General features: G+C 50.9%; 17 protein-coding genes. 4 read left to right on the forward strand and 13 right to left on the reverse strand.

Going from position 1 to position 22,878, the window contains the following annotated elements; genetic code table 11:
* Positions 1-54: 54 nt before the first annotated feature.
* From ACETK5_RS25170 to ACETK5_RS25190, 5 genes are all read right to left on the reverse strand, one after another.
* Entirely contained in the window at positions 55-555 is a 501-nt protein-coding gene (locus ACETK5_RS25170; RefSeq protein WP_100540680.1) for a DUF3995 domain-containing protein, read from the reverse strand.
* Positions 556-654: 99 nt separating this feature from the next.
* A complete protein-coding gene (locus ACETK5_RS25175; RefSeq protein ID WP_394058523.1) occupies positions 655-1,641 on the reverse strand; it encodes an ABC transporter ATP-binding protein in 987 nt (328 codons plus the stop codon).
* 15 nt (positions 1,642-1,656) lie between these two features.
* Positions 1,657-2,457 (reverse strand): ABC transporter permease, encoded by an 801-nt coding sequence (locus ACETK5_RS25180; RefSeq protein WP_100540678.1) that lies wholly within the window; start codon positions 2,455-2,457, stop codon positions 1,657-1,659.
* Positions 2,454-3,230 (reverse strand): ABC transporter permease, encoded by a 777-nt coding sequence (locus ACETK5_RS25185; RefSeq protein ID WP_100540677.1) that lies wholly within the window; start codon positions 3,228-3,230, stop codon positions 2,454-2,456. Before ACETK5_RS25185 ends, ACETK5_RS25180 begins: the two co-directional genes overlap by 4 nt.
* Positions 3,231-3,653: 423 nt before the next feature.
* Positions 3,654-4,565, reverse strand: a complete 912-nt coding sequence (locus ACETK5_RS25190) for a LysR family transcriptional regulator (RefSeq protein WP_394058526.1) — start codon at positions 4,563-4,565, stop codon at positions 3,654-3,656.
* A gap of 118 nt (positions 4,566-4,683) precedes the next feature.
* Between ACETK5_RS25190 and ACETK5_RS25195 the strand changes: the two genes are divergently transcribed.
* On the forward strand, positions 4,684-6,075 hold the full coding sequence (locus ACETK5_RS25195) for an MFS transporter (protein WP_394058528.1): 1,392 nt from the start codon (positions 4,684-4,686) through the stop codon (positions 6,073-6,075).
* Between the two features lie 139 nt (positions 6,076-6,214).
* Here the strand turns inward: ACETK5_RS25195 and ACETK5_RS25200 are convergent, their stop codons facing one another.
* The 8 genes from ACETK5_RS25200 to ACETK5_RS25235 form a co-directional block, all read right to left on the reverse strand.
* Positions 6,215-8,077, reverse strand: coding sequence for an ABC transporter ATP-binding protein (locus tag ACETK5_RS25200; RefSeq protein ID WP_394058530.1), 1,863 nt, complete (start codon positions 8,075-8,077; stop codon positions 6,215-6,217).
* Positions 8,058-9,800, reverse strand: a complete 1,743-nt coding sequence (locus ACETK5_RS25205; protein ID WP_394058532.1) for an ABC transporter ATP-binding protein — start codon at positions 9,798-9,800, stop codon at positions 8,058-8,060. The genes ACETK5_RS25200 and ACETK5_RS25205 overlap by 20 nt, the downstream gene beginning before the upstream one ends.
* 280 nt (positions 9,801-10,080) lie before the next feature.
* Positions 10,081-13,398, reverse strand: a complete 3,318-nt coding sequence (locus ACETK5_RS25210; RefSeq protein ID WP_394058534.1) for an FtsX-like permease family protein — start codon at positions 13,396-13,398, stop codon at positions 10,081-10,083.
* A gap of 13 nt (positions 13,399-13,411) precedes the next feature.
* Positions 13,412-14,113, reverse strand: a complete 702-nt coding sequence (locus tag ACETK5_RS25215; RefSeq protein ID WP_326115459.1) for an ABC transporter ATP-binding protein — start codon at positions 14,111-14,113, stop codon at positions 13,412-13,414.
* Between the two features lie 395 nt (positions 14,114-14,508).
* Positions 14,509-15,108: a hypothetical protein gene (locus ACETK5_RS25220; RefSeq protein WP_243390954.1), complete on the reverse strand. Its 600-nt coding sequence runs from the start codon at positions 15,106-15,108 to the stop codon at positions 14,509-14,511.
* A gap of 2 nt (positions 15,109-15,110) precedes the next feature.
* Positions 15,111-16,118, reverse strand: coding sequence for a C45 family autoproteolytic acyltransferase/hydolase (locus tag ACETK5_RS25225; RefSeq protein ID WP_394058537.1), 1,008 nt, complete (start codon positions 16,116-16,118; stop codon positions 15,111-15,113).
* A gap of 129 nt (positions 16,119-16,247) precedes the next feature.
* Positions 16,248-16,730 (reverse strand): SRPBCC family protein, encoded by a 483-nt coding sequence (locus ACETK5_RS25230; protein ID WP_326115463.1) that lies wholly within the window; start codon positions 16,728-16,730, stop codon positions 16,248-16,250.
* Between the two features lie 63 nt (positions 16,731-16,793).
* Positions 16,794-17,111, reverse strand: coding sequence for an ArsR/SmtB family transcription factor (locus tag ACETK5_RS25235; RefSeq protein ID WP_394058539.1), 318 nt, complete (start codon positions 17,109-17,111; stop codon positions 16,794-16,796).
* 127 nt (positions 17,112-17,238) lie between these two features.
* Between ACETK5_RS25235 and ACETK5_RS25240 the strand changes: the two genes are divergently transcribed.
* From ACETK5_RS25240 to ACETK5_RS25250, 3 genes are all read left to right on the forward strand, one after another.
* Positions 17,239-18,057 (forward strand): AraC family ligand binding domain-containing protein, encoded by an 819-nt coding sequence (locus ACETK5_RS25240; protein ID WP_394058541.1) that lies wholly within the window; start codon positions 17,239-17,241, stop codon positions 18,055-18,057.
* Positions 18,058-18,141: 84 nt separating this feature from the next.
* On the forward strand, positions 18,142-19,107 hold the full coding sequence (locus ACETK5_RS25245) for a proline dehydrogenase family protein (protein ID WP_100540667.1): 966 nt from the start codon (positions 18,142-18,144) through the stop codon (positions 19,105-19,107).
* Positions 19,108-19,282: 175 nt separating this feature from the next.
* A complete protein-coding gene (locus tag ACETK5_RS25250; RefSeq protein ID WP_394058544.1) occupies positions 19,283-22,759 on the forward strand; it encodes a stalk domain-containing protein in 3,477 nt (1,158 codons plus the stop codon).
* Positions 22,760-22,878: the final 119 nt, after the last annotated feature.

The raw sequence follows: 22,878 nt of genomic DNA on the forward strand, positions 1-22,878 counted from the left end.
CCTATTATATTGTACAAGGTTACCAAAAATGTCCAATCAAAAAGTTTACATGCGTTATTTAGTGAAATCATTTGATTTATTCTGCTTACGTACTTTTCCAGCATCGTATGCTGCAATCCCCAGTGAAATTCCCCAGATCAGAAAGAGTGCGTACCAGAAGTACCCCCACACCGCCATAGGACTTGCATCTTGAGTGGCATACATGGGGGCAGACTGAACGCGGCCAACCGCTAACAAATACTGCAGAACGAAGTAGATAAATCCCCATAATGACAACAAAACAGAGCCAATTGCAGCTGGAATCGTTAACATCCATTTCGGTAAGCGTAACCCCCACGGCCTGGCGAACGCAAGCGCGAATACAGCTGCCAATAAGGCCAGGGTACCCATCCCCCAGTAACCGATCACATGCGTCCAAAATTCATCAGGTGCTTCCTGGAAATCCCCAGGGAATGCAAACCCGATGCCAAGTCCCCACCAGTAATGGGGGAGGCCATACAGAACGGCGGCAATGCAAGCCGCATACCCGGCTTTCTTCATTCTTGAATTATTCATATCATTCACCTCAAGCTCATCATACTTAACGAAAAGAGCATTAAGCTGACTTGAAGTTTAAGTTTAGATTAAATATGCGAAACTCACTTTTGACCCTGTTCAATAGACCTTATGAATCACATCCTCAAAATCGGGATCTTCCATATCGATATCATCCAGCTCGCCCCAGCGGCCCAGCTCTTTAAAAATATCAAGCGTGTTCATCTCGCGGCGGTTCACCTCTATAGTGACGGTGTTGTCCAGCGCGCTTGTCACCCGGATCGGGACGGAAAGACCGTCTTCGCGTAAAGATTGATCGGGAATGACAAAAGGACCGCGGAAAGTGACCGTGATTACGGTGGGCAGCCCGATGGTGTCCCGTAAAGACTTTACCGTTCCATCATAAGACAGCTCGCCGTTGTTAATGACCATCACGCGATTGCACAGCTGTTCGATATCATCCATGTCATGCGTCGTGAGCAGTATGGTCTTGCCGAATTGCTCATTGATTAGCTTGAGAAAATGACGGATGTTCCGTTTGGCGTTCACGTCCAGGCCGATCGTCGGCTCATCCAGGAACAGCACGTCCGGGTCATGCAGCATCGCGGCCGCGAGGTCGGCGCGCATGCGCTGTCCGAGCGACAGCTTGCGCACAGGCGTTTCCCAGAACGCCTGTAAATCCAGCAATTCGGCAAACTGTTCGAGTCTGCGCTCCTTGTCCGCCTGATCCACACAGTACATTTTAGCCAAAATATCGTAGGAATCCTTCACCGGCAAATCCCACCACAGCTGGCTCCGTTGACCGAATACGACGCCCAGGTTGTTCACGACGCTGCGCCGTTCCTTGTGCGGATTCATGCCTCCGATCGATACGTGACCCGAGGTCGGGTGGAGAATGCCGGTCAGCATTTTGATGGTGGTGGATTTGCCCGCCCCGTTCGGTCCGATGTAACCGACAAATTCCCCTTGCCCCACTTCAAAGCTGATTCCCTTCACGGCTTCCTTTGTCCGGTATTCTCGCGTAAACAGGGTTCGCAGCCCGGAGAAGCGCCCCTCCTTCACAACCGGCGTTTTGAACTCCTTGCGAATGTTGTGGACTTCAATCATTGACGCGTTCCTCCTTTAGCTCCCTGTACTTTGATACTTGGTTAAACCAAATTGCCAGAATTTCAGACTTAAGAAAAGGCATAACAGAGCCGCTCCAGCCAATGCAGGCAGCACCCAGGCTCCGAGCTCGCCCCGCAGTATGTATAATGACGGGATGTAATTGACTAAACCGACCGGGACCACGATCAGCAGGATCGATGACATCCATTTGGGATAGAGCGTGAGCGGGTACTGGGCTGCCGTCCGGGCCGCGTCCTCCGTAATGTTTTGAAGCTCGGTGATCCGGGTCGTCCAAAAACCGAACGTTGCCGTCGCGAGGCCGATCGAGAACAGGATGACCGCCCCCGTGACGATAATGTACAGCGATTGCGGTATCGCGCTCCATCCCACCTGACCTGCCGCCATCATGCCATGCAGCGACCATCCGAGCAGAAAACCGCCCTGCAGCACTTCCCCCAGCATAATCCGGAATTTCTGCGGCATGAGTGCCAGCAGTACCGGCATGGGACGGGTCAGCAGTTGATCAAGCTCACCGTTAACCAGGTAGTGTTCAAGATGATGCACTTCATCCGCAAACGTCCGGTAGAGCGTCTTCGATAAGGTCATAACGGCAAACAAATACCCGATTTCATGCATGGACCATCCCTGTATGGCCCCAAACTTGTAGAGCACGATAGCAACCATCAGAAATTCGGAAATTTGAATCAATGCGGCGAGAAACGAAGCCAATATGAAATTGAATTTGTACTGCATGCGGCTTTTGATGCTGGTGCGGATCAGCAGCGCGTACAGAGATAGCCAGGATCTTGTGGTCATCCTCCCTGCACCTCCACTTTCCGTCTTAGGAAGCCTGTAGCCAGCAGGCTGGCCAGCGTGAGCAGCACGCACCATAGGAGTGTGCCCCATAGATAGGAAATGTCATCAAAACCCAGATAGATTCGGGTCGGCACATAGAGCAGATAAGGATACGGCGACCACCAAGCCATCGTCTGAAGCCAACCCGGCAGCCATTCTATCGGAATAAAGAAGCCGGCAAGAAGATTGATCATCGCGTGGTTGCCCCAATACAACCAAGACGATTCCGTTGTCCATAATGCGGATGCGCCGATGAGATAGTTGATGCAGATCGATAAATAGGCGGCACCTGCGAGCGCCATGGCAACATAGAGGAAGGTAGATGCTTTTCCGGGTACATTCAGCGAGAAGGCAAAGTAATACACCAAGTAGATCGGGATCGATTTGTAAACGAATTGGTAGGCGATTTGCCCCCATTCCTTGGCCATCAAATGACTGAACAAGTGAACGGGGCGCATCAAATCCAGAGAGATATGGCCGGTTCGCACGGCTTGGGGAATGCCGAGGCCATTCGTGACGAAACTGGAAACCCAGAGCGCAGCTTGCGTAAAGGCGATATAACCGACCATTCCCTGCGTTCCGTATTCTCCGAGCGCGTAGTCTGCACCGAGACCGATCCAGATACAGGCATACATGAAGCCGAACATCGCGCTGGCGATATTGTGCACCATGTGGGCGCCGCGGTACTGCAAATTGCGGGCATAGGCTTTGGAAGCCAGTGTGAAATAAAGCATGAAGCACCTCCGATAAGCATTTTAGATGGCGGACCCATCCACTTCAGACAAGGCGAAAATGAGAGAAGGACAATAGCATACCAGAACGTTCCATTTCAGGCAAGGATTTTTTCGGAAGGTAAATCGTGCGGGCCATCCGGCATACAAAAAGAAGTCTTCTCTACCCGGGCCGGTTTCGAAACAAACCGCCTAGGAGTTTGAAGACTTCGTTGTCGCGAAATGAAATTCTCAGACATCATCATGGCTTTGTTGCTCAGCGTCAAAATCCAGTGAAACCGGCTCTTCGAAAGAATCGATACCTATCCCGGCTTCAGCTTGTAGGTCATCAGTTTCTGCGTGAAGGAATTATCGTAAATCTGTATGTATGGGAGGCTCGGCTTATGTAAAAGGGGATGGGCCCGGACAGGAAAAAGACGTGACTTGTCAGATCACGTCCCTATGCTTCATCGGCTCCTGAAACTCGCCGAAATACTCTATCAGGAAGGACTGGAATTCCTTCGCGGCCCTGGACAAATATCGCCGCTCCAGCCAAGCTACGGTAAAGGTGCGGTAACAGGAAGGCTTCTCGATGCGCACCATCGCGTAGGGCGGCTTTTCGTCCCCTTTGCACCCGGGTACAAATGCGGCTCCAAGTCCGGCCGATACGAGACTCCCCAAAGCTGCCGGTTCATCCACTTCACAGACGACGTCACGGTTAATTCCCGCCAATCGGCAGAACTCCTCGTTCATTTTTCGAAAGGGATGGCCTGCTTTGTATTCGATGAACGCTTCTCCCGCCACTTCTTGAAGGGATATGCTGGTCCGTCCCGCCAATGGATGTTCGTGAGGCACCGCCAGGAACACCTCGGCCTGGAGAACCGGGATCTCCTGAATGTTGTCTTCGTCCAATGCCGCTGCGGTAAAGCATAGATCGACCTCACCGTTTTCCAACATTTGAACCATCTCCATCATCGAGTCGGGCGCAATCTGGACAATGCGGAAATTCACATCAGGATACCGTGTGCGGAAGGCACCCAGCGCCTTGGACAACCGGCTTAGCGCCGTCGTTGCAACGCGAATGCTCCCCCGCTCCATCCCTGCCAGATCCGACACCTCTCTCTTGCCTTCCTCAATGGCCGATAATGCCGTATCTACGCTTTTCAAAAAAGCTCTCCCGAAAGAATTGAGTTTGATTTGCCGATTCTGCCGATCAAACAGCTGGACGCCCAAATCTTCCTCCAGCCGAGCAATCGTCTTGCTGAGCGCAGGCTGAGCGATTCGAAGCTCCTTTGCAGCTTTGGTCATGTGCTCCATTCTGGCCACCGTCTGAAAATAATGCAGCTGAAGCAGTTCCACGGTAACTTCCTCCTTTATTGATAACCTAAAGTATATGAATGCATGTCATAATATATATTTTTATTTATTAACTATCGATTGTAGAATAAATCGTAACCAAAGGAAAGGGGGAAATATCATGAACGAACATCAGCAACAACCGCCATCGGCTGAAAAATTAATACGCATTCTGGCTTTTACGATGATTCTCTCATCGATGAGCGCAACGATGTTTAATATCGTGCTTCCGGAAATCAGCAGGCAATTCCAGCTTTCCTTTGCCCAGGTCAGTTGGGTATCTTCGGTCTACATGCTGATATATGCCATAGGCTCTGTCATATACGGAAAATTGGCTGACACCTATAAGCTCAAAAATCTGCTCACTTTCGGTTTGCTTCTCTTCTTTGTCGGTTCCATTACAGGGTTATCGGCACAAACCTACTGGATGGTCCTGCTGGGCCGGATCCTCCAGGCTGCGGGGGCTGCCGTCATTCCGGCAACCGCCATGATCATTCCGGTCCGTTACTTCCCTGCGGAAAGCCGGGGCCGCGCGCTCGGCATAACCGCAACCGGACTCGCTATCGGAAGCGCCATTGGACCGGTGGTCTCGGCTTTGATCGTCAGCGTGTTCCACTGGAGATGGCTCTTCTGCATCCCGCTGTTGATCCTCGTCACCTTGCCTCTGTACCGTAAATATTTGGGCAATGAGCAAGGCCAGGGCGGACGGATCGATTGGCTCGGCGGCGGTCTTCTGGCAGGGACGGTCGCGCTGCTGCTCCTTGCGGTGACGCAGGGAGGCTGGATATATGGCTTAGGCAGCTTCATACTGTTCCTATTATTCCTCCTGCGCATTCGATCGGCTAAAGAACCTTTTGTTCAGCCTCGTATATTCAGCAACAAAAGCTACTCGGTCGGACTTGTGCTCGGCATATTCATCGTGAGTGTCGGTTACGCCTTGCCCTTTCTGACTCCGCAGCTGTTGGCGGATATTAACGGTTTAGCTCCGGGATGGATCGGATTTGTTATGGTGCCGGGAGCCGTCGTTACGGCCATGCTTGGCGGTAGAGGCGGCAAGCTTGCGGATACCAAGGGAACCCGTTATCTATTCTATATGGCTTCTACCCTGCTTCTGCTCTGTTTCGCCCTGTTGTCCACCTTCGCGGGCATATCGCCATTCTTCATTGCACTGTTTCTGATCTTCGGCAATGTTGGGCAAATGTTTATGCAAATCTCACTCTCCAAAACGATTTCCTTGTCGCTGCCCAAAGAGCAAACCGGCGTCGGCATGGGATTATTCTCTCTCCTTAACTTCCTGTCCGGCGCGATCGCGACAGGGGTATACGGCAAAGCCGTCGATCTCGGCACCGGCAGCTCCTGGAATCCGCTGAACTTGTTCCAGGGAGCCTCCACCTACAGCAACATTTATATCATCCTGTGTGCCTTACAAGGTGGAGTTCTTCTGCTGTTCATGCTGCAATTTGGCAGAGCAGGGCAGCGTAAGCTGCAGGTTCAAACAACAGGCTCGAAGTGAGGTGTAAACAACAGGTTGTCACACAAAATCTAATGTTAACAACATCAATAGAAAAACCACCGGAGTAACAATCGGCTTCTTCAAGCCTCTCCGGTGGTTTTGATTCTATTTTAATGCATAATCCTATTCCAATGACATGTTACATAGCCGCCCGTTTCAGCTGGCTGTTATACAAGTCGCTATAGAATCCTCCCTGCTTCAGCAGTTCATCATGGGAGCCTTGCTCCAGCAGGCGCCCATCCTTCAGCACAAGGATGCGGTCCGCCGAGCGGATCGTGTTTAGACGGTGGGCAATGACGAAGCTCGTCCGCCCTTTCATCAACCGCTGCAATCCTTCCTGGATTTTGATTTCCGTTACGGTATCGATGCTGCTTGTCGCTTCATCCAGCACCAGCATGGAAGGGTTCGCCAGAATCGCCCTCGCGATCGCAAGCAGCTGTTTCTGGCCTTGGCTAATGCCGCTGCCGTCAGGCTTGAGCAGCTTGTCGTAACCGTCCTTCATCCGCACGATGAACGAGTGGGCATTAGCCAGTTTTGCGGCTTCTTCCACTTCTTCATCGGTGGCATCCAGCCGTCCGAAGCGGATATTCTCACGGATCGTGCCCTGGAAGAGGAAGGAATCCTGCAGCACGAAAGCCATCTGTGAGCGAAGGCTCTCCCTGCGAATCGAAGAAATATCCCGCCCGTCGAGGGTAATGCTTCCACTGTCCGGATCGTAAAACCGGGAGAGCAGCTGAATTAAGGTGGTCTTCCCTGCACCGGTCGGACCGACCAGCGCAATCATCTCGCCGGGTTTCGCTTCAAAGCTGATTCCTTCCAGCGTGTCCCCGTCTTTCTCATAAGAAAACGAGACGTTGTCGAACTTCACAGCACCCTCCACGCTGTTCAGCGTGACGGCGGCTCCTTCATCCTTCGCTTCAACCTCTTCATCCAGCACTTCGAATACGCGTTCCGCACCCGCAATGGCAGACAGCAGCGTATTCCACTGGTTGGCCAGATCGTTCAGCGGCCTCGTAAACTGTCGTGCATAACTCTCGAAGATAATGATGACGCCGATCGTAATATGTCCCTGGATCGCCATAATGCCGCCAATGCCCGCTACGATCGCAAAGCTCAAATTATTGAGCCCGTTCATCAGCTTCGGAATGAAGCCCGATATGCTCTGCGCCCAGAAGCCTGACAGACGAATCCGTTGATTGCGCTCATCGAATTCGCGGACCACCCGTTCCTCCTGGGAAAAAGCCTTAATAATCCGCTGCCCCGACAGCGTTTCTTCAATATAACCGTTCAGATCCCCAAGGTTGCGTTGCCGCTCTTTGAACAAAGGACCGGTCCGCCGGGTAATCCAGCGCATTCCCATCATCATTAGAGGCACGACCAGGAACGTCAGCAGCGTAAGCAGCGGACTAAGCCATAACATGACGGTTAACGTGCCGATTAAGGTCAGCACGCTCGAGAAGATTTGGATAGCCGAGCTGTTCAGCGTTGAGCTCACGTTCTCGATATCATTCGTCAGGCGGCTCATGATTTCGCCCTGCTGGCGCTTGCCGTAGAACGGAATCGGGAGCCGGTGCAGATGCGTGAACAGATCCATCCGCATCCGGTACACGGTCTCTTGCGCGATGCCGATCATCCAGACGTTGTGCAGCCAGGTGGTCACGGCCTGAAGGACATAGACGACGGCCAGTCCAACCAGAAAGTACAGCCAGGCCGAGTCGATGGAGCTGTCGGGATTTCTTACATCATCCAGAAATCTGTCCACCCCGACGCCGAGCAGATAGGGACCGAGCAGCGCCAGGCCCGAGCTAATCATCACCATCAGCAGCACGAGTGCGAGCTTCCCTTTGCGGCGGGCGAGATAAGTCCATATTCTGGAGAGGGTGCCCGACCAGTTTTTGGCCTTGGCTTTCGGCTTGCCGCCACGGCCGCCGCTATCCTTGTTCTTGTCAAGATCGAGCTTCGGTCTTGGGTGACGAAACGGTTCAGTGAATGCCTTGAGCATGCTGCTGCGCCTCCTCTCCGTACTGGGATTCATAGATGCGTCGATACAGAGCGGAGCTTTCCATCAAAGCATCATGATTCCCTTTTCCTATCAAACGCCCATCGTCCAGCAGCAGAATCAAATCGGCCGAAGTGGTCGAGCTGATCTTCTGCGTGATCAAAAACGTCGTGCAGGACAAATCCTTCAGGGCATCCAGCAGAGCGCCCTCCGTTCGGACGTCAAGAGCACTGGTGCTGTCGTCCAGAATGAGGATGGCGGGCTTTCGCACGAGCGCCCTTGCAATGGACAAGCGCTGCTTCTGTCCACCGGATAAGTTGACCCCGCGCTGACCCAGCATCGTGTCATAGCCGTTAGGCAAATGCTCGATGGTATCATGGATTTGGGCTCTTCGCGCCGCATCTTTAATTTCTTCCATGGAAGCATCCTCGCGTCCCCAGGCAATGTTCTCACGGACCGTACCGGAGAAGAGCAGCACTTCCTGAGGCACATAGCCGATGCTGCTGCGCAGATTCACCTCATCAATCGATCCGGCATCCATTCCGTCTATGCGTACTGTCCCCTTCTCTTCCACGTAAAGCCGTGGAATCAGCTGTACTAACGAAGATTTGCCGGAACCTGTCGCTCCCATAATCGCGATCCGCTCTCCGGGCCTCGCTTCAAAGGAAATATCCGTCAGCACGTCGATGTCGCTGCCCGGGTAACTGAAGCTTACTTGCTCGAACTTCACGCCCCCTTGAATGTCAACCTTTTTATTTTTATCCTTGCCCGCGCTTGCTGCCTCCTCTTCGGTCTTTAGCACCTCCTGCGTCCGCTGGGCGGAAGCGCGTCCCCGGGAGAAGGCAACGACAACCCAGGACAGGGCGGACATGGCACCAATACAGCGCAGGGAATAATTGACTACGGCAACCACTTCGCCGACGCTGGCACTGCCGGACGCGATGTCTTTGCGGCCAAACCACAGGACCGCCATGATCCCGGCATTCATGATGAGGAGAATAAACGGCATCGTTGTCTCCGTTAATCGCAAGGTCGAGACGGTGGTGCTCATCAGCTTGCCCGAGGTACGGCCAAAGCGCTCAATCTCGTGACCCATGCGAACGAATACGCGAATCAACCGGATCCCGGTCAAATTCTCCTGAATGACGCCGTTCACCGCATCCAATCGCTGCTGTACATGGCGGAATGCATCCGCTGCCCGCTTCATAATCCAAGCGATAAAAATAAACAATAACGGCACGGTAAGGACAAGCAGCAAGCCCAGCTTCACATTCACTACCAATGCCATGATAATGCTTCCTAGCACGACTAGCGGAACGCGCGTCATAAACCGCAAGCCCATGAACACCGTATCCTGAATCTGGGTGACGTCACCCGTAAGTCTAGTAATCAATGATGAGGTAGCAAACCGGTTAAATATCGAATAGGAGAAGGACTGCACCTTTTCATACAGCTGATCACGCAGATCATAGCCGAGTCCCTGACTCGTATGCGCCGCAAAAAAAGAGCTGGATATCCCGGCTATAAAGGCAATAATAGCGCTTCCAGTTAAAACGGCGCCCCACATCCATACGACGGACAAATCCTGTTTCTGAATGCCGTCATCAATGATTTTAGAGATGAGCAGCGGCTGAATCAGCTCGACAGTGAGCTCAATCAGCATCATGACCAGTGCCGCAATCGCTGCCACGCGGTACTTTTTCAAAATCGAGAAGACCATTCCCATATGCATTCCTCCGAGGCTGAAGACCTTTTTCATGTTCTAAACATCAATTACCCACTGGTCTTCATGTAGTAGCAATATTGGTTCGTACAAGAGCTGGATATGTCTATTATAATATATTTTCTCCTAGAACTTACCGGCTGATTAAAAAATATCACGGGAAATCACATTCCAAACCGCAGCTTCTGGCCTGTATCGGGAGCTGTACAACGGAAATGACAAAGAGAGCCTACTCTTCAGGATCGTCTCCTCTCGAATAGGGCTCTCTCGTTGAAACATATAGCTATTCTACCGATTTCAGCGCTTCAATCATATCAATCCGCTTCAGTTTGTAATGCATGGAGGTCATGACAATGGCCGAGAACAGCAGCGTCAGCAGTGCCGCATAGCCGTAACTGATTCCATGGATGGTGGGACTGAACATCATCGCATCCACTTCCGCGGTCAGGAGCACGAACCGGTGCAGGAACACGCCTCCCAGACAGCCCGCTATGATCCCCAGCACGGTCAGAATCATATTTTCGCGATAAATGTACATGGTTACTTCTTTATCATAGAAGCCAAGCACCTTGATCGTTGACAGCTCCCGTATCCGCTCGGATACGTTAATATTCGTCAGATTGTACAGCACGACAAACGCAAGTGCCGCAGCAGATATAATCAGGACAACGACCACGACGTTCATGCTGTCCATCGTATCACTGAAGGCATCGCTTACTCCGCTCGTGAAGCTGACCATCGCCACCCGTTCGCTTGCGGTTAACGATTCTCCAAGCCGGTCCTCCCACTCCGGATCGTGACCGTTGTGGTCATACGCCAGCAATTGGCTGTTCACTTCCGGCGCTGCATCAAAAATCTCTTCGTAATATACCGGCGTCATATAGACGTAGTGCATGGCGTAGTTCTCCGTTATCCCGGCTACGCGCATTTCAAAGGGTTCATTGTCGCTGTTCTGAACGGTGAATGTGCTGCCAATCTCGAGATCAAACAGCTTGGCCAGCTTCTCGGTAATGATCGCGCCGTCATCCGTCAGTGACAGCTTCTGCTCCTGCTCACGGGATTTCAGGACAATGAACGAATCGATCTCCTTCGGTGATCGGGGCACGAACAAACTTACATCCTGGGCGTTCACCCCTGGGGCGGCCGCAGTCATTGCCTCTTGGGTCACATTCATAATCCCCGTAATCTCCGGCGTATCCGCAATGCGCTTGTTATAATCCTCCAGCATGCCGCTATCGCCGTTATCATCTTGAAATACAACCGTCGCCTGATGCTGCATAATCTTTCCGTATTGCAGCGGCGCGATATCCCCGATGGAATCCTTGAGACCGAAACCGGTCAGAATCAGGGCCGTGCAACCGGCAACGCCGCAGACGGTCATAAACATCCGCTGCTTGTAGCGGAACAGATTGCGGGCGGTTACTTTTCCAATAAAGCCGAGCCGGTTCCACACCCAAGGAACCCGCTCCAGCCATATGCGCGATCCGTTCTTGGGCGCCCTGGGACGCATCAGGACCGAAGCATTGCTTCGAAGCTCCACCCGCGTGGCCACATAAGCCGTCATGGTCGTACAGAGCACAGCCACAACAATCGAGATGATGCTGTAGCTGAGATAAAAGCGGGTTCTCACATCCGGCAGATTATATAAAGCGCCGTAAGCATCATAGATAATGGCGGGAAACAAGGTGAAGCCGATAGCCAGCCCGGCTGCCGAAGCCGCAACACTGGCCAGCGTCGAATAGACCAGGAATTTTTTCATCACATCCCGGTTGCTGTATCCGAGGGCTTTCAAGGTTCCGATCTGCAGCCGCTGCTCCTCGACCATCCGGGTCATCGTTGTCAGGCTGACGAGGGCGGCGATCAGGAAAAAGAATACCGGGAATGCCGTTGCAATGGAAGATAAGCGGTCGGCATTATCGCTGTACTCGGTATACCCTGGATTGACGCTGCGGTCCATGACGTAGACTTTGGGCAGCTCAAGCTGATCCAGCTCCTTCTGTCCCTCTGCCACTTCCTTCTCGCCATCGGCGATCTCCCGCTCAGCCTTTACTTTTTCTTCATTAAATTTCTTTAGACCTTCCTGGTATTCCTCCCGCCCTTGGATAAGTTCCGCTTTGGCATCCGCGAGCTTGGCTTCCCCTGCCTGTATGGCAGTTGCAAGCTCTTCTGTTCCTTGCTTCAACGAAGCTTCCCCCTGCACAAGCTGACGCTCGGCTTCCCGAAGCTTGGCCCGTCCTTCTTTCAGCTCTGCTCGGCTTGCATCCAGCTTCTGCTGAGCGTTATCCAGCTGCAGCGAAGCTTCGTTTATACCGCTTTGGAACGCAGAAGCAGCCTGTTGCAGAGCCGTGCCGTCCAGTGCGCCTTCCATGAAACCCGCAGTGGCTGCTCCTAGTTTCGGATCTGCCGCCTGAGCTGCCGAGAGCAGCTCTTGCCTCTGCTCTTCCGGTATGCTCTCCGGATCTAAACCGGAGATTTGCTGCAGTGCCTTCGCCAATTGCTGCCCTTGTGCCAGCTTTGGCGCAAGCTCCGACTTCTGTTGATCCAGTTGACTTTGACCCGTCTTAAGCTGGGACTGTCCTTGCTCCAACTGCTGCTGATTCCGCTTCAGCTCCGCTCTGCCTTGCGCAAGTTTTTTTGCCGCGGAATCCAGCTTGGCTTGTCCCTGTGCCAGTTCGGTTTGAAGTTTATTCACGCCATCGCGGTAGGATTGCTCGCCTTCATTCAGCTTGATCTTCGCTTCCATTAACTCTTGCTCCGCATCGGCCAGCTGTTTCTTGGCATCCTCGATCTTGTCCACGGCCTCATCCAGCTTCTTCTGACCGTTGGCACGAATCTCTGCCAGCCGCTCCTGCGGCATAGTCTCCAGTGCCAGTTCTAACGCTTCCTTATGCCGTTGGATCTTCTCGTCATACTCAGGCGTATAAGGAGCTAATCCAGCGGTGTCTTGGAAGGTCAGGTACGCTTCCGTATATACAGATAGTTTAAAATCCTTCTCCGGTATAACGGCGAACACATCCGCCGTCCCTTTGCCGATGCCGCTCGTTCCCCGACTCATGCTGCTGATGAACAGCGGGCTCTTCGCCCTCCCCACGACCGTGTATGTGAGGTGATCAAATGTTGTCTTGAGGTTGACTCCGTGGTCCGGATTGGTGAAGGTAATCTGATCCCCCAGTTTAAATTCGTTTCCGCGGTCTCCCGCGTCGATGACGATTTCACCCGCGGCTTCCGGCATTCGGCCTTCTGTGAGCACATATTGATTCAGATTATTTCCTGGGTCATAGGAGAGTATCTTCGCGATCCGGCCGCTGTCACCGAGGAAAACGTCCGAGCTGTAGCCGGGCTGGACCACATCCACGTCGGCAACCTGCTTCAGCTTTTCTATATCGCTTTGTTCGAGACCCAAGGTGGACTGAACCTTAAGATCCATCAGCTTTAAGTCGCTATAGTAATGATCCGCTGTATCCAGCATATCAGGACCTGTGGCTTTGATCCCCGCAAAAAAACCGACGCCGAGCATAATGATGGCAAAAATGGACAGAAACCGCGCTTTTGTCCGCGATATTTCCCGGAAAATATCAGTCCACAACGCTCTTTTCTTCATGATATGTATCTCCCTACCACTCGATGTTGTCCACAGAAACGGGGTTCGGATTCAAAACCGTGTTCCGAACCTTGGCATTGTTGATCTCAATGACCCGATCCGCCATCGGCGTCAGGGCAGAATTATGCGTAATGACGATAACCGTCGTTCCGGTATGGCGGCAGGTGTCTTGGAGCAGCTTCAGCACCTGTTTCCCCGTATGGTAATCAAGCGCACCCGTAGGTTCATCGCAGAGAAGCAGCTTCGGCTGCTTGGCGAGCGCTCTGGCAATCGCTACCCGCTGCTGTTCCCCGCCGGAGAGCTGTGCAGGAAAATTGTTCAGACGATTACCCAGGCCGACATCCCGCAACACTTGCTCCGCGTCCAAAGCCCGGGGAGAAATCTGCGAAGCCAGTTCCACATTCTCTTTTGTCGTCAGATTGGGAACCAGATTATAGAATTGAAACACAAAGCCGACGTCATTGCGCCGATAGCCGGTCAACTCCTTGCTGTTAAACCTGGCAATATCCGTTCCATCCACCAGCACTTGTCCCTCATCCGCGGTATCCATGCCGCCCAATATATTCAGCACCGTGGATTTGCCTGCGCCGCTAGGACCGACAATGATCGCAAACTCGCCTTGTTCGATCTCCAGGTTGATTCCATCATTGGCTACAATGGTGGTCTCTCCCATCCGGTAGCGCTTATATTCATCCTTCATGCTCACAAAAGCCATGTTTACTCCACTCCCAACTCATGGTTGCAATTTCGGCTTGAATCGGTTTGTAATCTTTTTGTAGCCCCAAAGCGGCTTATCCTGCGCTATAGCCGTAGGGCTGTTCACCGCTTATATGGATACCCTTCGGCATCTGTCGTAGCCATGAGGCTATGTCTCGCATGCATTTGTGCATTCTCCGTTGTTAGACTCCTTATTTTCTTACGTTCATTCAACGAAATCGTCCTGTGAACAAGTGTAGCATAAACAAATCGGCTAAAGAAAACGTTGCATTCCCAGCGATGACGATGTCACAGAATGTTCCAAATTCGAAATAGCCAAGCAGCACAAAAAAAGCACTTCTTCATCTGGGAAGAAGCGCTTCACTGATGGTTTTATTCAAATTGTCGAGCAGCTTACGAAGTCCAGAAGGCTGCCCGGTCCTCCGCACGCAACTTGGATACAAATCCCGAAGGGTCCTGGTCCATGTACTGGATCGAATCCACGATCCATCTGTCTCTCGACTTCTTGTATTGAATCGTGGCTAATCCGGAATCCCGGAGACGATGTTCGCTTGTTGCTGTTTCTTGAGTCTGATCGGTCATAAGCTTAAAATAGGGGTCAATCCGTTTGACGTCAAGAGCATGCGTTTCTCCTGGAACCAATGCTTCAAACTCGCTCCGTTCCGGCAGGCGGCTAAGCCGCCACTGATCCAGGAGATAACCTCCTTGGGGATGAAAGAACGAAACCAGTTTGCTGCCATCCGCCATTTCGCGTATTTCATACGTATAATCCTGTTCTTTTCTTACGATGTCCGGTTTGCCGAATTGGCTGTCAACATCGTCTTTGGACATGCCAAATGACATGATGATCCGGTACAAAAAAGGGGAATTGATCTCGTTATGGAGCGTTATTTCCTCATGGACTTTCCCTGCGCCAGGCAGCATGATACATAACAATAACGCGACTACGCCCATCGTTAGCCCTGCTTTACGGGCTTTAAATACCCCGTTCATCCTCAATCGATATGCCCTGTCAACGCCGCTTCCTGGATATCATGGCCCCGGGCCCAATCCCTGAACGAGAAATCAAGCACGCTGCCTTGAGCAAGCGAAGTCATGACTCTTCCTTCTTCGAAGGAGTACGAAAAGGTATGCAGCGTTCCGAACAAATCGTCGTAATCCGTAAAAAATAACGGGGACTTATGCTCCTTAAATAAACCGAAAGCCTCGGTTTGGGTTAACTGTTCAGCATCCAGGCTATCGATGTAACGTTTACGCCGAAGGGAATGCTCGATGGAAGGCCTGTTTTTACCCGTCAACGCTTCATAATGGTTAACGCAGGCGATTGCCGCCTCCTCACCAGCACGGGTGATCACTTGATCCGGGCTTGCTTCCACAACGCCCGTGTTCCCCCCTGCATCCCCGATTGAAAAGTTATAACAAGCCGCATGGGGTATATGGCGCAGCATGTAAGACGCTTCTTCTACGGTAGCACATGATTCCAATATCATCCGAACGCTGATCCATGGTGACAGACCCGTCTGGTATCCGTCAAAGCTAACAAAATGCAGCCCGGCAGCGAGCCCTTTTTCATTTACCCCGTCGTGCCGGCCCAGCGCCTGCAAATTATAGCCTGCGCTCGCTAAGCCTTGATCGGCTTGAGCCATAGTAAAATAACCATCGTAAAACGCAGGCGAAAAATCGTAATTTCTTACGTAATACGAAGGGGTAATCATCGCCGAACAGCCCATGGCCGCAATCTTCGGAACGTCGTATCCCCCTAGGAGAGCCGCCGCTTTGGGAAGCGGCATTTCCAAGCCTTCCGCCAGTCCTTCAAGCTCCGATAGCAGCTGCGGGGCAAACTCATTATAAATGCTCTTCAATTGTTCCGTGTCGATCTCCGACTTGGTGATCGCTTCGAATGCTTTTAATATCGGTTGATTTCGCAGACGGCGACCCAGTTTTAGCCCGTTATGATAGTTATCTTCCCTAAGCTGCAAGATGTGTACCGTGTAATCCGGCATTTTAACCCCTCCACCCAAGCGGTTTCCATATGGGAATATATCCCTAACCCGATTATAGATGCATTTCATCCATCTTCCAATAAAAAAGCTCCGATCCGGCATGTTTACATACTGGGTCGAAGCAGATTGTTATGCGCGGGGCAAGTGTTCAAATACTTGCACGTATTGCTCGTATTTTTCGGACCAGGCATCCTTGCGCGATTCCAGCGTCCTGCCCTCCAGCAGTGCTTCAATGACGTCCAGACATACGTCCCAACCGGCAATATCCTTCGGTGTATGATCCGTAATGTTGGTTATCGTCTCGATCAGCACAAGACGACACCCTTCGGCCTCTGGATGCAGCTCAAAACGCACCCGGTCCTCTCCCCACGTGTATTCCAATACCGATAACTCTCGATAATCCGTAATTTCAAATTCTTCGAACGTTCCGTCCTGCATGTCAAATGTCATTCTCCCGCCTTGGCGCAAATCTTCCACCTTAAGCTCCGAGAACCACTGCGTCAGCTTGTCGTTATCCGTCAGATAGGACCATACCTTCTCAACCGAATGCTTCAGACGGCGTTCAAATCGAACGGTCGTTCCAAACTCGTCTTGCTGTACAACAGCCAGCATTTTTCCCACTCCTTAGAATTGTTTTACTCAATGGATCTTCCAAATCAAACTACAAAACGATGCTTAAGGAGTTTCATCCTCATCCAGCTGCCTCTCCAGATGATCCAGCTTGTTCGTCCAGAACTGCCGGTAGGGCATCAGCCAGTCGTGGATCTCCTCCAGAGGCTTGGCATTCAGGCTGTACACATGCCTTTGTGCTTCTTTCCGCAGCGAGACCAGACCAGCCTCCCTCAAGATGCGTAAATGTTTGGACACGCCTGGTTGACTGAGTTGCATGAGATCCACCATCTCGCCCACCGTGCATTCTTTCACGCGCAGGTAGTCCAATATCGTCCTGCGGTTCGGTTCTGCCAATACTTCAAAAAGGTTATCGTTCAACATGTTTATTATATTACTGTACAGTTATATTTCTGTAAAGTTATATACAAAGGCAGACGCGATCTTTGAACAAACATAACGCCTTCCTTATAATGAATCTATGGATGGTTGAAGGAAAGGAATGACGGAAATGACCGGTATTATTTTTTTGCGTGACCATGACCTACCGTTTCTCGAAATCAAACGATGCGATACTGTAGACAATCTTTCATATAAAAGGCATTTTCACGAAGAAATTTCCATTGGCCTCATTGAAAAGGGAGCCACCCGCATATGGTCGGCTGGGAAACGGTTCGAGGCTGCACAGGGGCAAATGGTTTATTTTCCGCCGCTGCTCCCTCACGCTTGCCATCCCGTGAATCCCGCCGACTGGAAGTATACGATGATTTTTATCCATCCCCGTTGGCTTGGTCAAACCCCTTCGGATCATGATTCCCATCAACCCCATATGCCCATCCTGCATCCGAAATATCAAAACGAACGGTCCCGGCATCTGATCCGTTCCTGCAGGACACTGCTTCAGCAAAATGCCACTCCCCTGGAAGTGGAGTCCATGCTTATGGCATTAATGAGGGAGACGGGCCTCCTTCAAGAGGAAGCCGCTTGGGCATCAAGTGGCAACGTTCATACATCCCCGGCTATTCTGCGAGTGAAGCAGTATTTGGACGATCATTTCAAAGATCGCATTACACTAAATATTCTGCAGGACATCTCCGGAATCAGCAAATTCCATCTGATCCGTTTGTTTGCGGAAACCTATCATCTTGCACCCCACGCCTACCAGAATTTATTGCGCATCAATTACGCGAAAGAGCAGCTGCTACAAGGAAAAGCCATCGCCGACGTTGCTTCGGATTCCGGGTTTTACGATCAAAGCCATTTCACTAGAGCTTTTTCCGGCTGCGTTGGCACAACGCCTCTTCGGTATGCAAAAGCCGCGTCATCGTAAACAAACCGCAATTTTATACAAGACCGCCTCGCTTAAACGTTGATAGAATCACGGAAGATCAAAATTATGCGAGGTGTTTTAAACATGAACGATTCATTATCGGAACTGGCTTTTGCCGATGCTTTAAAGTCTGTCGCACGTCATATCCAACTCAAACAATATGTCCAGCAATCCGCCGAATTGTACCCCATACTGCTGCGTGCAGCTCAGCGTTTTGTCACAGGCGACGTGCTGGAACAAGGTTTGTTATGCCGAGATTTACTAAATACAAAAGGTTACCGGACTTCGCTGGAATATATCGGGGAGAACACCTTGACCGAAACGGAATGTACACGGGCCTTCCTGGAGTTCTCCCGGTTAATTGAGGCCAGTTCGAATGGCAGGCCGGGAACCCGAGTTTCGCTCGATCTTTCCCATATCGGATTATCGGTAGACGAGGATTTGGCATATCGGCATCTTCATGGGCTGGCTGGCGAAGCCGAGAAAGCTGGATTGGAGCTGGTCATCAGCATGGAGGAATCGGCCAAAACGGATGCCATCCTTGCACTTCACAGAAAAATATCGGTCCGATTCACGAATGTCGGCATCACGCTGCAAGCCCAGCTTCCCCGGACCCTGGAAGATCTCGAAAGGATTCTTACCTACCGCTCCGGCACGATCCGCATCGTAAAAGGCGCCTATCAAGAACAAGAGGGGGACTATATTCCCCGTTCCGAGGCCCTGACTTCAAGGTATATTCAACTGGTCGATTTATGCATTCAAGCAGGCAGGCAAGTATCGGTCGCCACCCATGATGAAACGATCCTGCGGCATATCACAAGCAACGAAACGTATCGCGAATCGGCTGTCGAGATTGAAATGCTGTACGGCATACGTCCGGACCTGTCCAGACAATTAAAAGATGACGGCTTTCCTACTCGAATTTATCTAACTTATGGTGAAGAATGGTTCCTTTACTTATGCCACCGCATCGCCGAGTACCCGCCGAATATATATGATGCAGTGACCCGGTCGATCCTAGGCGGCACCGACACAATTAAACAATATTGATCAACATCAGTTAGGGAAGAGACGGCGAATACTCGCTGTTTCTTCCCTTATTTATGATCAGGTACTAAAAAATATTTTCGGATTGCCGATGTTATAGTTGAAACTTTATTCCATGCCAATGCGTCATATTGTAGAGGAAAATAATAACAAAGCTAAATTCCAGGAGGTTGAGTGTGTGAAAAGAATATGGACTGCCTTGCTAGCAGCTATACTGTTAATCCCCATGACATTCCAATCGCAGGCACAGGCGGCAGTGAACATCAGCGTCTTGATTGACGGCGTCAAGCTGTATACGCCTCAAGCACCTGTCATGATTCAAGGACGGGTCATGCTTCCGATGAGATCCATTTTCGAAGCCTTGGATGCATCGGTCAAATGGAATCAAAAAACGAAAACCGTCACAGCGACCAAGGATGGCACAACCGTCATTCTAAAAATCAACTCCAAGACGGCCACCATCAATAACAAGACGGTAGCGCTGGATGTTCCAGCGAAAAACCTAAAAGGCAATACCATGGTGCCGGTACGCTTTGTAAGTGAAGCCCTCGGCCAAAAAATCGGCTGGAATTCCAAAACGAAAACGGTCACCGTCAAAACAACGAACAATTCAGGCGGCGGCGGAAATAATACCGGCATCGTACCGGTGAATTATGTGACTCTTCGGGACATCGGCAATGCCGGCGACGGCCGCGATCTGCAGGTCAGCTTCTCCAAATCGTCGACCGAATCTTTAATTTCACATTACCGCGTGCTGATTGTGAAGCAGTCCAAGACGTTAAACCAATCAGAGGCACAGCGCGTGTCCTCCGCAGCTTACACATCGGTGTACCCGTCCGGCTCGGATCCGACGCTGACCCTCACGTCGGGCTCAAGAGATGTGGATAACGACCCGATCCGCGATAACCAGGCTTATAAAGCCTACGTATTGGCAGTCAGCAAAACAGGTGGCACATATGCCCTTTCCTCGGCTTCGCCGTCATTGACGCTGACCAACACCAATTCGGTGAACGGAGCAACCAACGTGAAAGCGAGCGATGTGAGCGACTACGGCGATGGCCGTGATCTGCAGGTCAGCTTCACGCGTGCTCAGAATGAGAGCAATGTAACCAACTATCGCGTGTTTGCGGTAAAAACGAAGGATGCTGCCAAGTTTAATCTGGCGGCTGCCAAATCTGTTCAAAGCCAAAATTACACGACGGTGAGCAAAACCAGTACGACGAATACAACGCTGTCCACGACGCTGAGTTCTTCCGCTCGCGATACGTCAGGCGAGCTCATCCGGAGCGGAGTCGCTTACACCGTGTTCGTCCAGTCTGTGAGCAGCAATGAGAGCGTGCTTGCAAGCAACCTGTCTTCAGGTTCGTCTTCCATCACCCTCAGCACGGGTAATTCAACGGTACCTTTCATTACGCAGGTGACGGATATCGGTGATGCTGGTGATGGCCGCGATCTTCGCGTAAGCTTTAACAAGGTTTCCAACGAATCCAACATCCACTCTTATCGTGTCTTTGTCGTAAAGGACAGCAATTATAACAGCTTCAACTTAAGCAAAGCCAATACAGCTTCCAGCTATAATTACTATACCCATGTCAACAAAACCGGCAACAACATCACTAACCTGACGCTGTCATCGGGCGCTAGAGACGTGGATGGAGCAACGATTCGCAACGGCGTATACTATCGCGTATTCGTCATGGCCGTGGACAGCAACAACTCCAATAACAACGTGCTGTCTGCTCCTTCGAGCTCCATTATCTTGAGTTCCAGCTACAATGTTGGCGCGGTTACCAGTCTGTCCGTTACCGACGTGAACAACTACAATGACGGACGTGACCTGCAGGTGTCATTCTATCGTCCGTCCGATCAATCGAATATTAGCCATTACCAGGTATTCGTCGTAAAATCATCCGATAGTTATTTTGACCTGTACAGAGCAACCAACTTAAACAGCTATTATTATACGCAAATCAGCAAAAACAACAGCAGCAGCAATTACATGACGCAAGTACTGAATTCCGGCAGCCGCGATATCGACGGACAGCTGATTCGCAATGGCGTCAGCTATCGCGTATATGTCCTATCGGTAGGATATTCGGGCAATAACAGTGCATTGTCCGATTATGCATCCATTACGCTTGGGAACAACAATCAGAACGTAAACCCTGTTTCTACGCCAACTTTGACACTGAACGGCAACAATGGAAACGGAAGCGATCTGAGAGTCGCCTTCAGTCCCGCTTATGGCGAAAGCTACATCGATCATTACCGGATTCTCGTCGTGAAATCAAACAAAAGCCTGAACGTGTCGCAAGCTTACAACAACGCGTATTACACCACGGTTAACAAAACCGGCGGCGCCATCACTCGGGATTTGGCCAACACAACCCGGGATAGCGATGGGGATCTCATTCAAAGAGGTTCAAGCTACCGCGTGTACGTCTTATCTAGAGGCAACAGCTATTCGAATTACAGCAATGCTCTTTCATCGGTTTCTAATGCCGTTACCATTCAAGGCGTGACCCAGGTAGAAGCGGTAAAGGGCGTTACGGCTGCTGATGCAGGCGACAATAATAACGCAAGCGACTTGAAAGTATCGTTTACCAAGGCTGCCAATGAAACCAACATTAGAGAGTATCGGATCATGGTCGTGAAACAAGGCAACGCTGCTAACTTTAATTTAAATCAAGCTAATAGTGTACGTTCTGGCAACTACGATAGTGTACCGGTCGGCAGCATTTTCGATAACGTTCTGAGATCTGGAATAAACGACGTCGAAGGTCAGCCGATTCGTAATTTGGTGGACTATCAAGTATTCGTATTGTCCGTAAGCAACAATGGTACAATAAACAGTGCCCTGTCGGCACCATCTGCGCCGATTAAGCTTACAGGTACCGCTGTAACGGTTCCTTCGGATGTGTATGCCGGGATTGAAAGCACCAACGGTAACAGCAGCGACATTGTTGTCAAATTCAATCCTTCATCAGGAAGTGTTAAAGAATACCGAATCATGGTGGTACCGGCTAACCAGAGTTTTGGATTAGACGATGCCAACAAAATCACCAAAGAACATTTGTATACGAAGGTAGGTCCATCTCCTAACAGAATCGAGCACAAATTGTCCGCAGGTTTAGCAGACGTGAACGGTGCAGCTATCGTAACTGGTACGAAATATAGAGTTTACATCCTTGCTGTAGCTGATGGCACAGTTTCTACCAACAACAACATCTCCAATTCTTCTTCGGAGTTCGAAATCCCGAACCCGACCCGAGCAACGGGCGTTACAGCCAAGCTGGATGCAAGCGGGAAGCTTCAAGTCGATTTCAAGAGGGCAATCGATGAGCGCAGCATTACGGCTTACCGCCTATTATTTGTAGAGAAAGATAACATCAAGACCTTCAATCTTAAAGCAGCAGCGGACGCCGCTGCCAAAGAGGATAAGAACGCAACAATAAAACCCGATGGCAAAGATATCTCGACCCTGATTGATATCCCTACTAAAGATGCCTTCGGTAAAGACATTAAAGACAATACGGATTACGCCGTATATGTCCTGTCCGTACTGTCCAAAGATAAGAAAATCGCTTCGAGTGCTCCATCCGCAACACCTTTATCCGAAGCATCCAAAACAATTGTTTTAATTAAAAAACCTTAGTCGAAGGTAACATATCAATCATCTCTAACATAAAGAGCTGTTCCTCCGGTCAAATTTGACCATGAGGCACAGCTCTTTTTTTATCCCTTCCTCCATCAAGCCCCATTCTGGAACTACCT

It is taken from the genome of Paenibacillus ilasis (genome assembly GCF_043195395.1).
GTDB lineage: Bacteria > Bacillota > Bacilli > Paenibacillales > Paenibacillaceae > Paenibacillus_AQ > Paenibacillus_AQ lautus.

Bases quoted from the DNA above. Each gene is read 5' to 3' on its own strand.
- ACETK5_RS25180 (WP_100540678.1), bottom strand. From the start codon at position 2,457: ATGACCACAAGATCCTGGCTATCTCTGTACGCGCTGCTGATCCGCACC.
- ACETK5_RS25215 (WP_326115459.1), bottom strand. From the start codon at position 14,113: ATGGCTTTTGTGAGCATGAAGGATGAATATAAGCGCTACCGGATGGGA.
- ACETK5_RS25210 (WP_394058534.1), bottom strand. From the start codon at position 13,398: ATGAAGAAAAGAGCGTTGTGGACTGATATTTTCCGGGAAATATCGCGG.
- ACETK5_RS25205 (WP_394058532.1), bottom strand. From the start codon at position 9,800: ATGGGAATGGTCTTCTCGATTTTGAAAAAGTACCGCGTGGCAGCGATT.
- ACETK5_RS25235 (WP_394058539.1), bottom strand. From the start codon at position 17,111: ATGTTGAACGATAACCTTTTTGAAGTATTGGCAGAACCGAACCGCAGG.
- ACETK5_RS25170 (WP_100540680.1), bottom strand. From the start codon at position 555: ATGAATAATTCAAGAATGAAGAAAGCCGGGTATGCGGCTTGCATTGCC.
- ACETK5_RS25185 (WP_100540677.1), bottom strand. From the start codon at position 3,230: ATGCTTTATTTCACACTGGCTTCCAAAGCCTATGCCCGCAATTTGCAG.
- ACETK5_RS25230 (WP_326115463.1), bottom strand. From the start codon at position 16,730: ATGCTGGCTGTTGTACAGCAAGACGAGTTTGGAACGACCGTTCGATTT.
- ACETK5_RS25240 (WP_394058541.1), top strand. From the start codon at position 17,239: ATGACCGGTATTATTTTTTTGCGTGACCATGACCTACCGTTTCTCGAA.
- ACETK5_RS25220 (WP_243390954.1), bottom strand. From the start codon at position 15,108: ATGAACGGGGTATTTAAAGCCCGTAAAGCAGGGCTAACGATGGGCGTA.
- ACETK5_RS25195 (WP_394058528.1), top strand. From the start codon at position 4,684: ATGAACGAACATCAGCAACAACCGCCATCGGCTGAAAAATTAATACGC.
- ACETK5_RS25200 (WP_394058530.1), bottom strand. From the start codon at position 8,077: ATGCTCAAGGCATTCACTGAACCGTTTCGTCACCCAAGACCGAAGCTC.
- ACETK5_RS25245 (WP_100540667.1), top strand. From the start codon at position 18,142: ATGAACGATTCATTATCGGAACTGGCTTTTGCCGATGCTTTAAAGTCT.
- ACETK5_RS25225 (WP_394058537.1), bottom strand. From the start codon at position 16,118: ATGCCGGATTACACGGTACACATCTTGCAGCTTAGGGAAGATAACTAT.
- ACETK5_RS25175 (WP_394058523.1), bottom strand. From the start codon at position 1,641: ATGATTGAAGTCCACAACATTCGCAAGGAGTTCAAAACGCCGGTTGTG.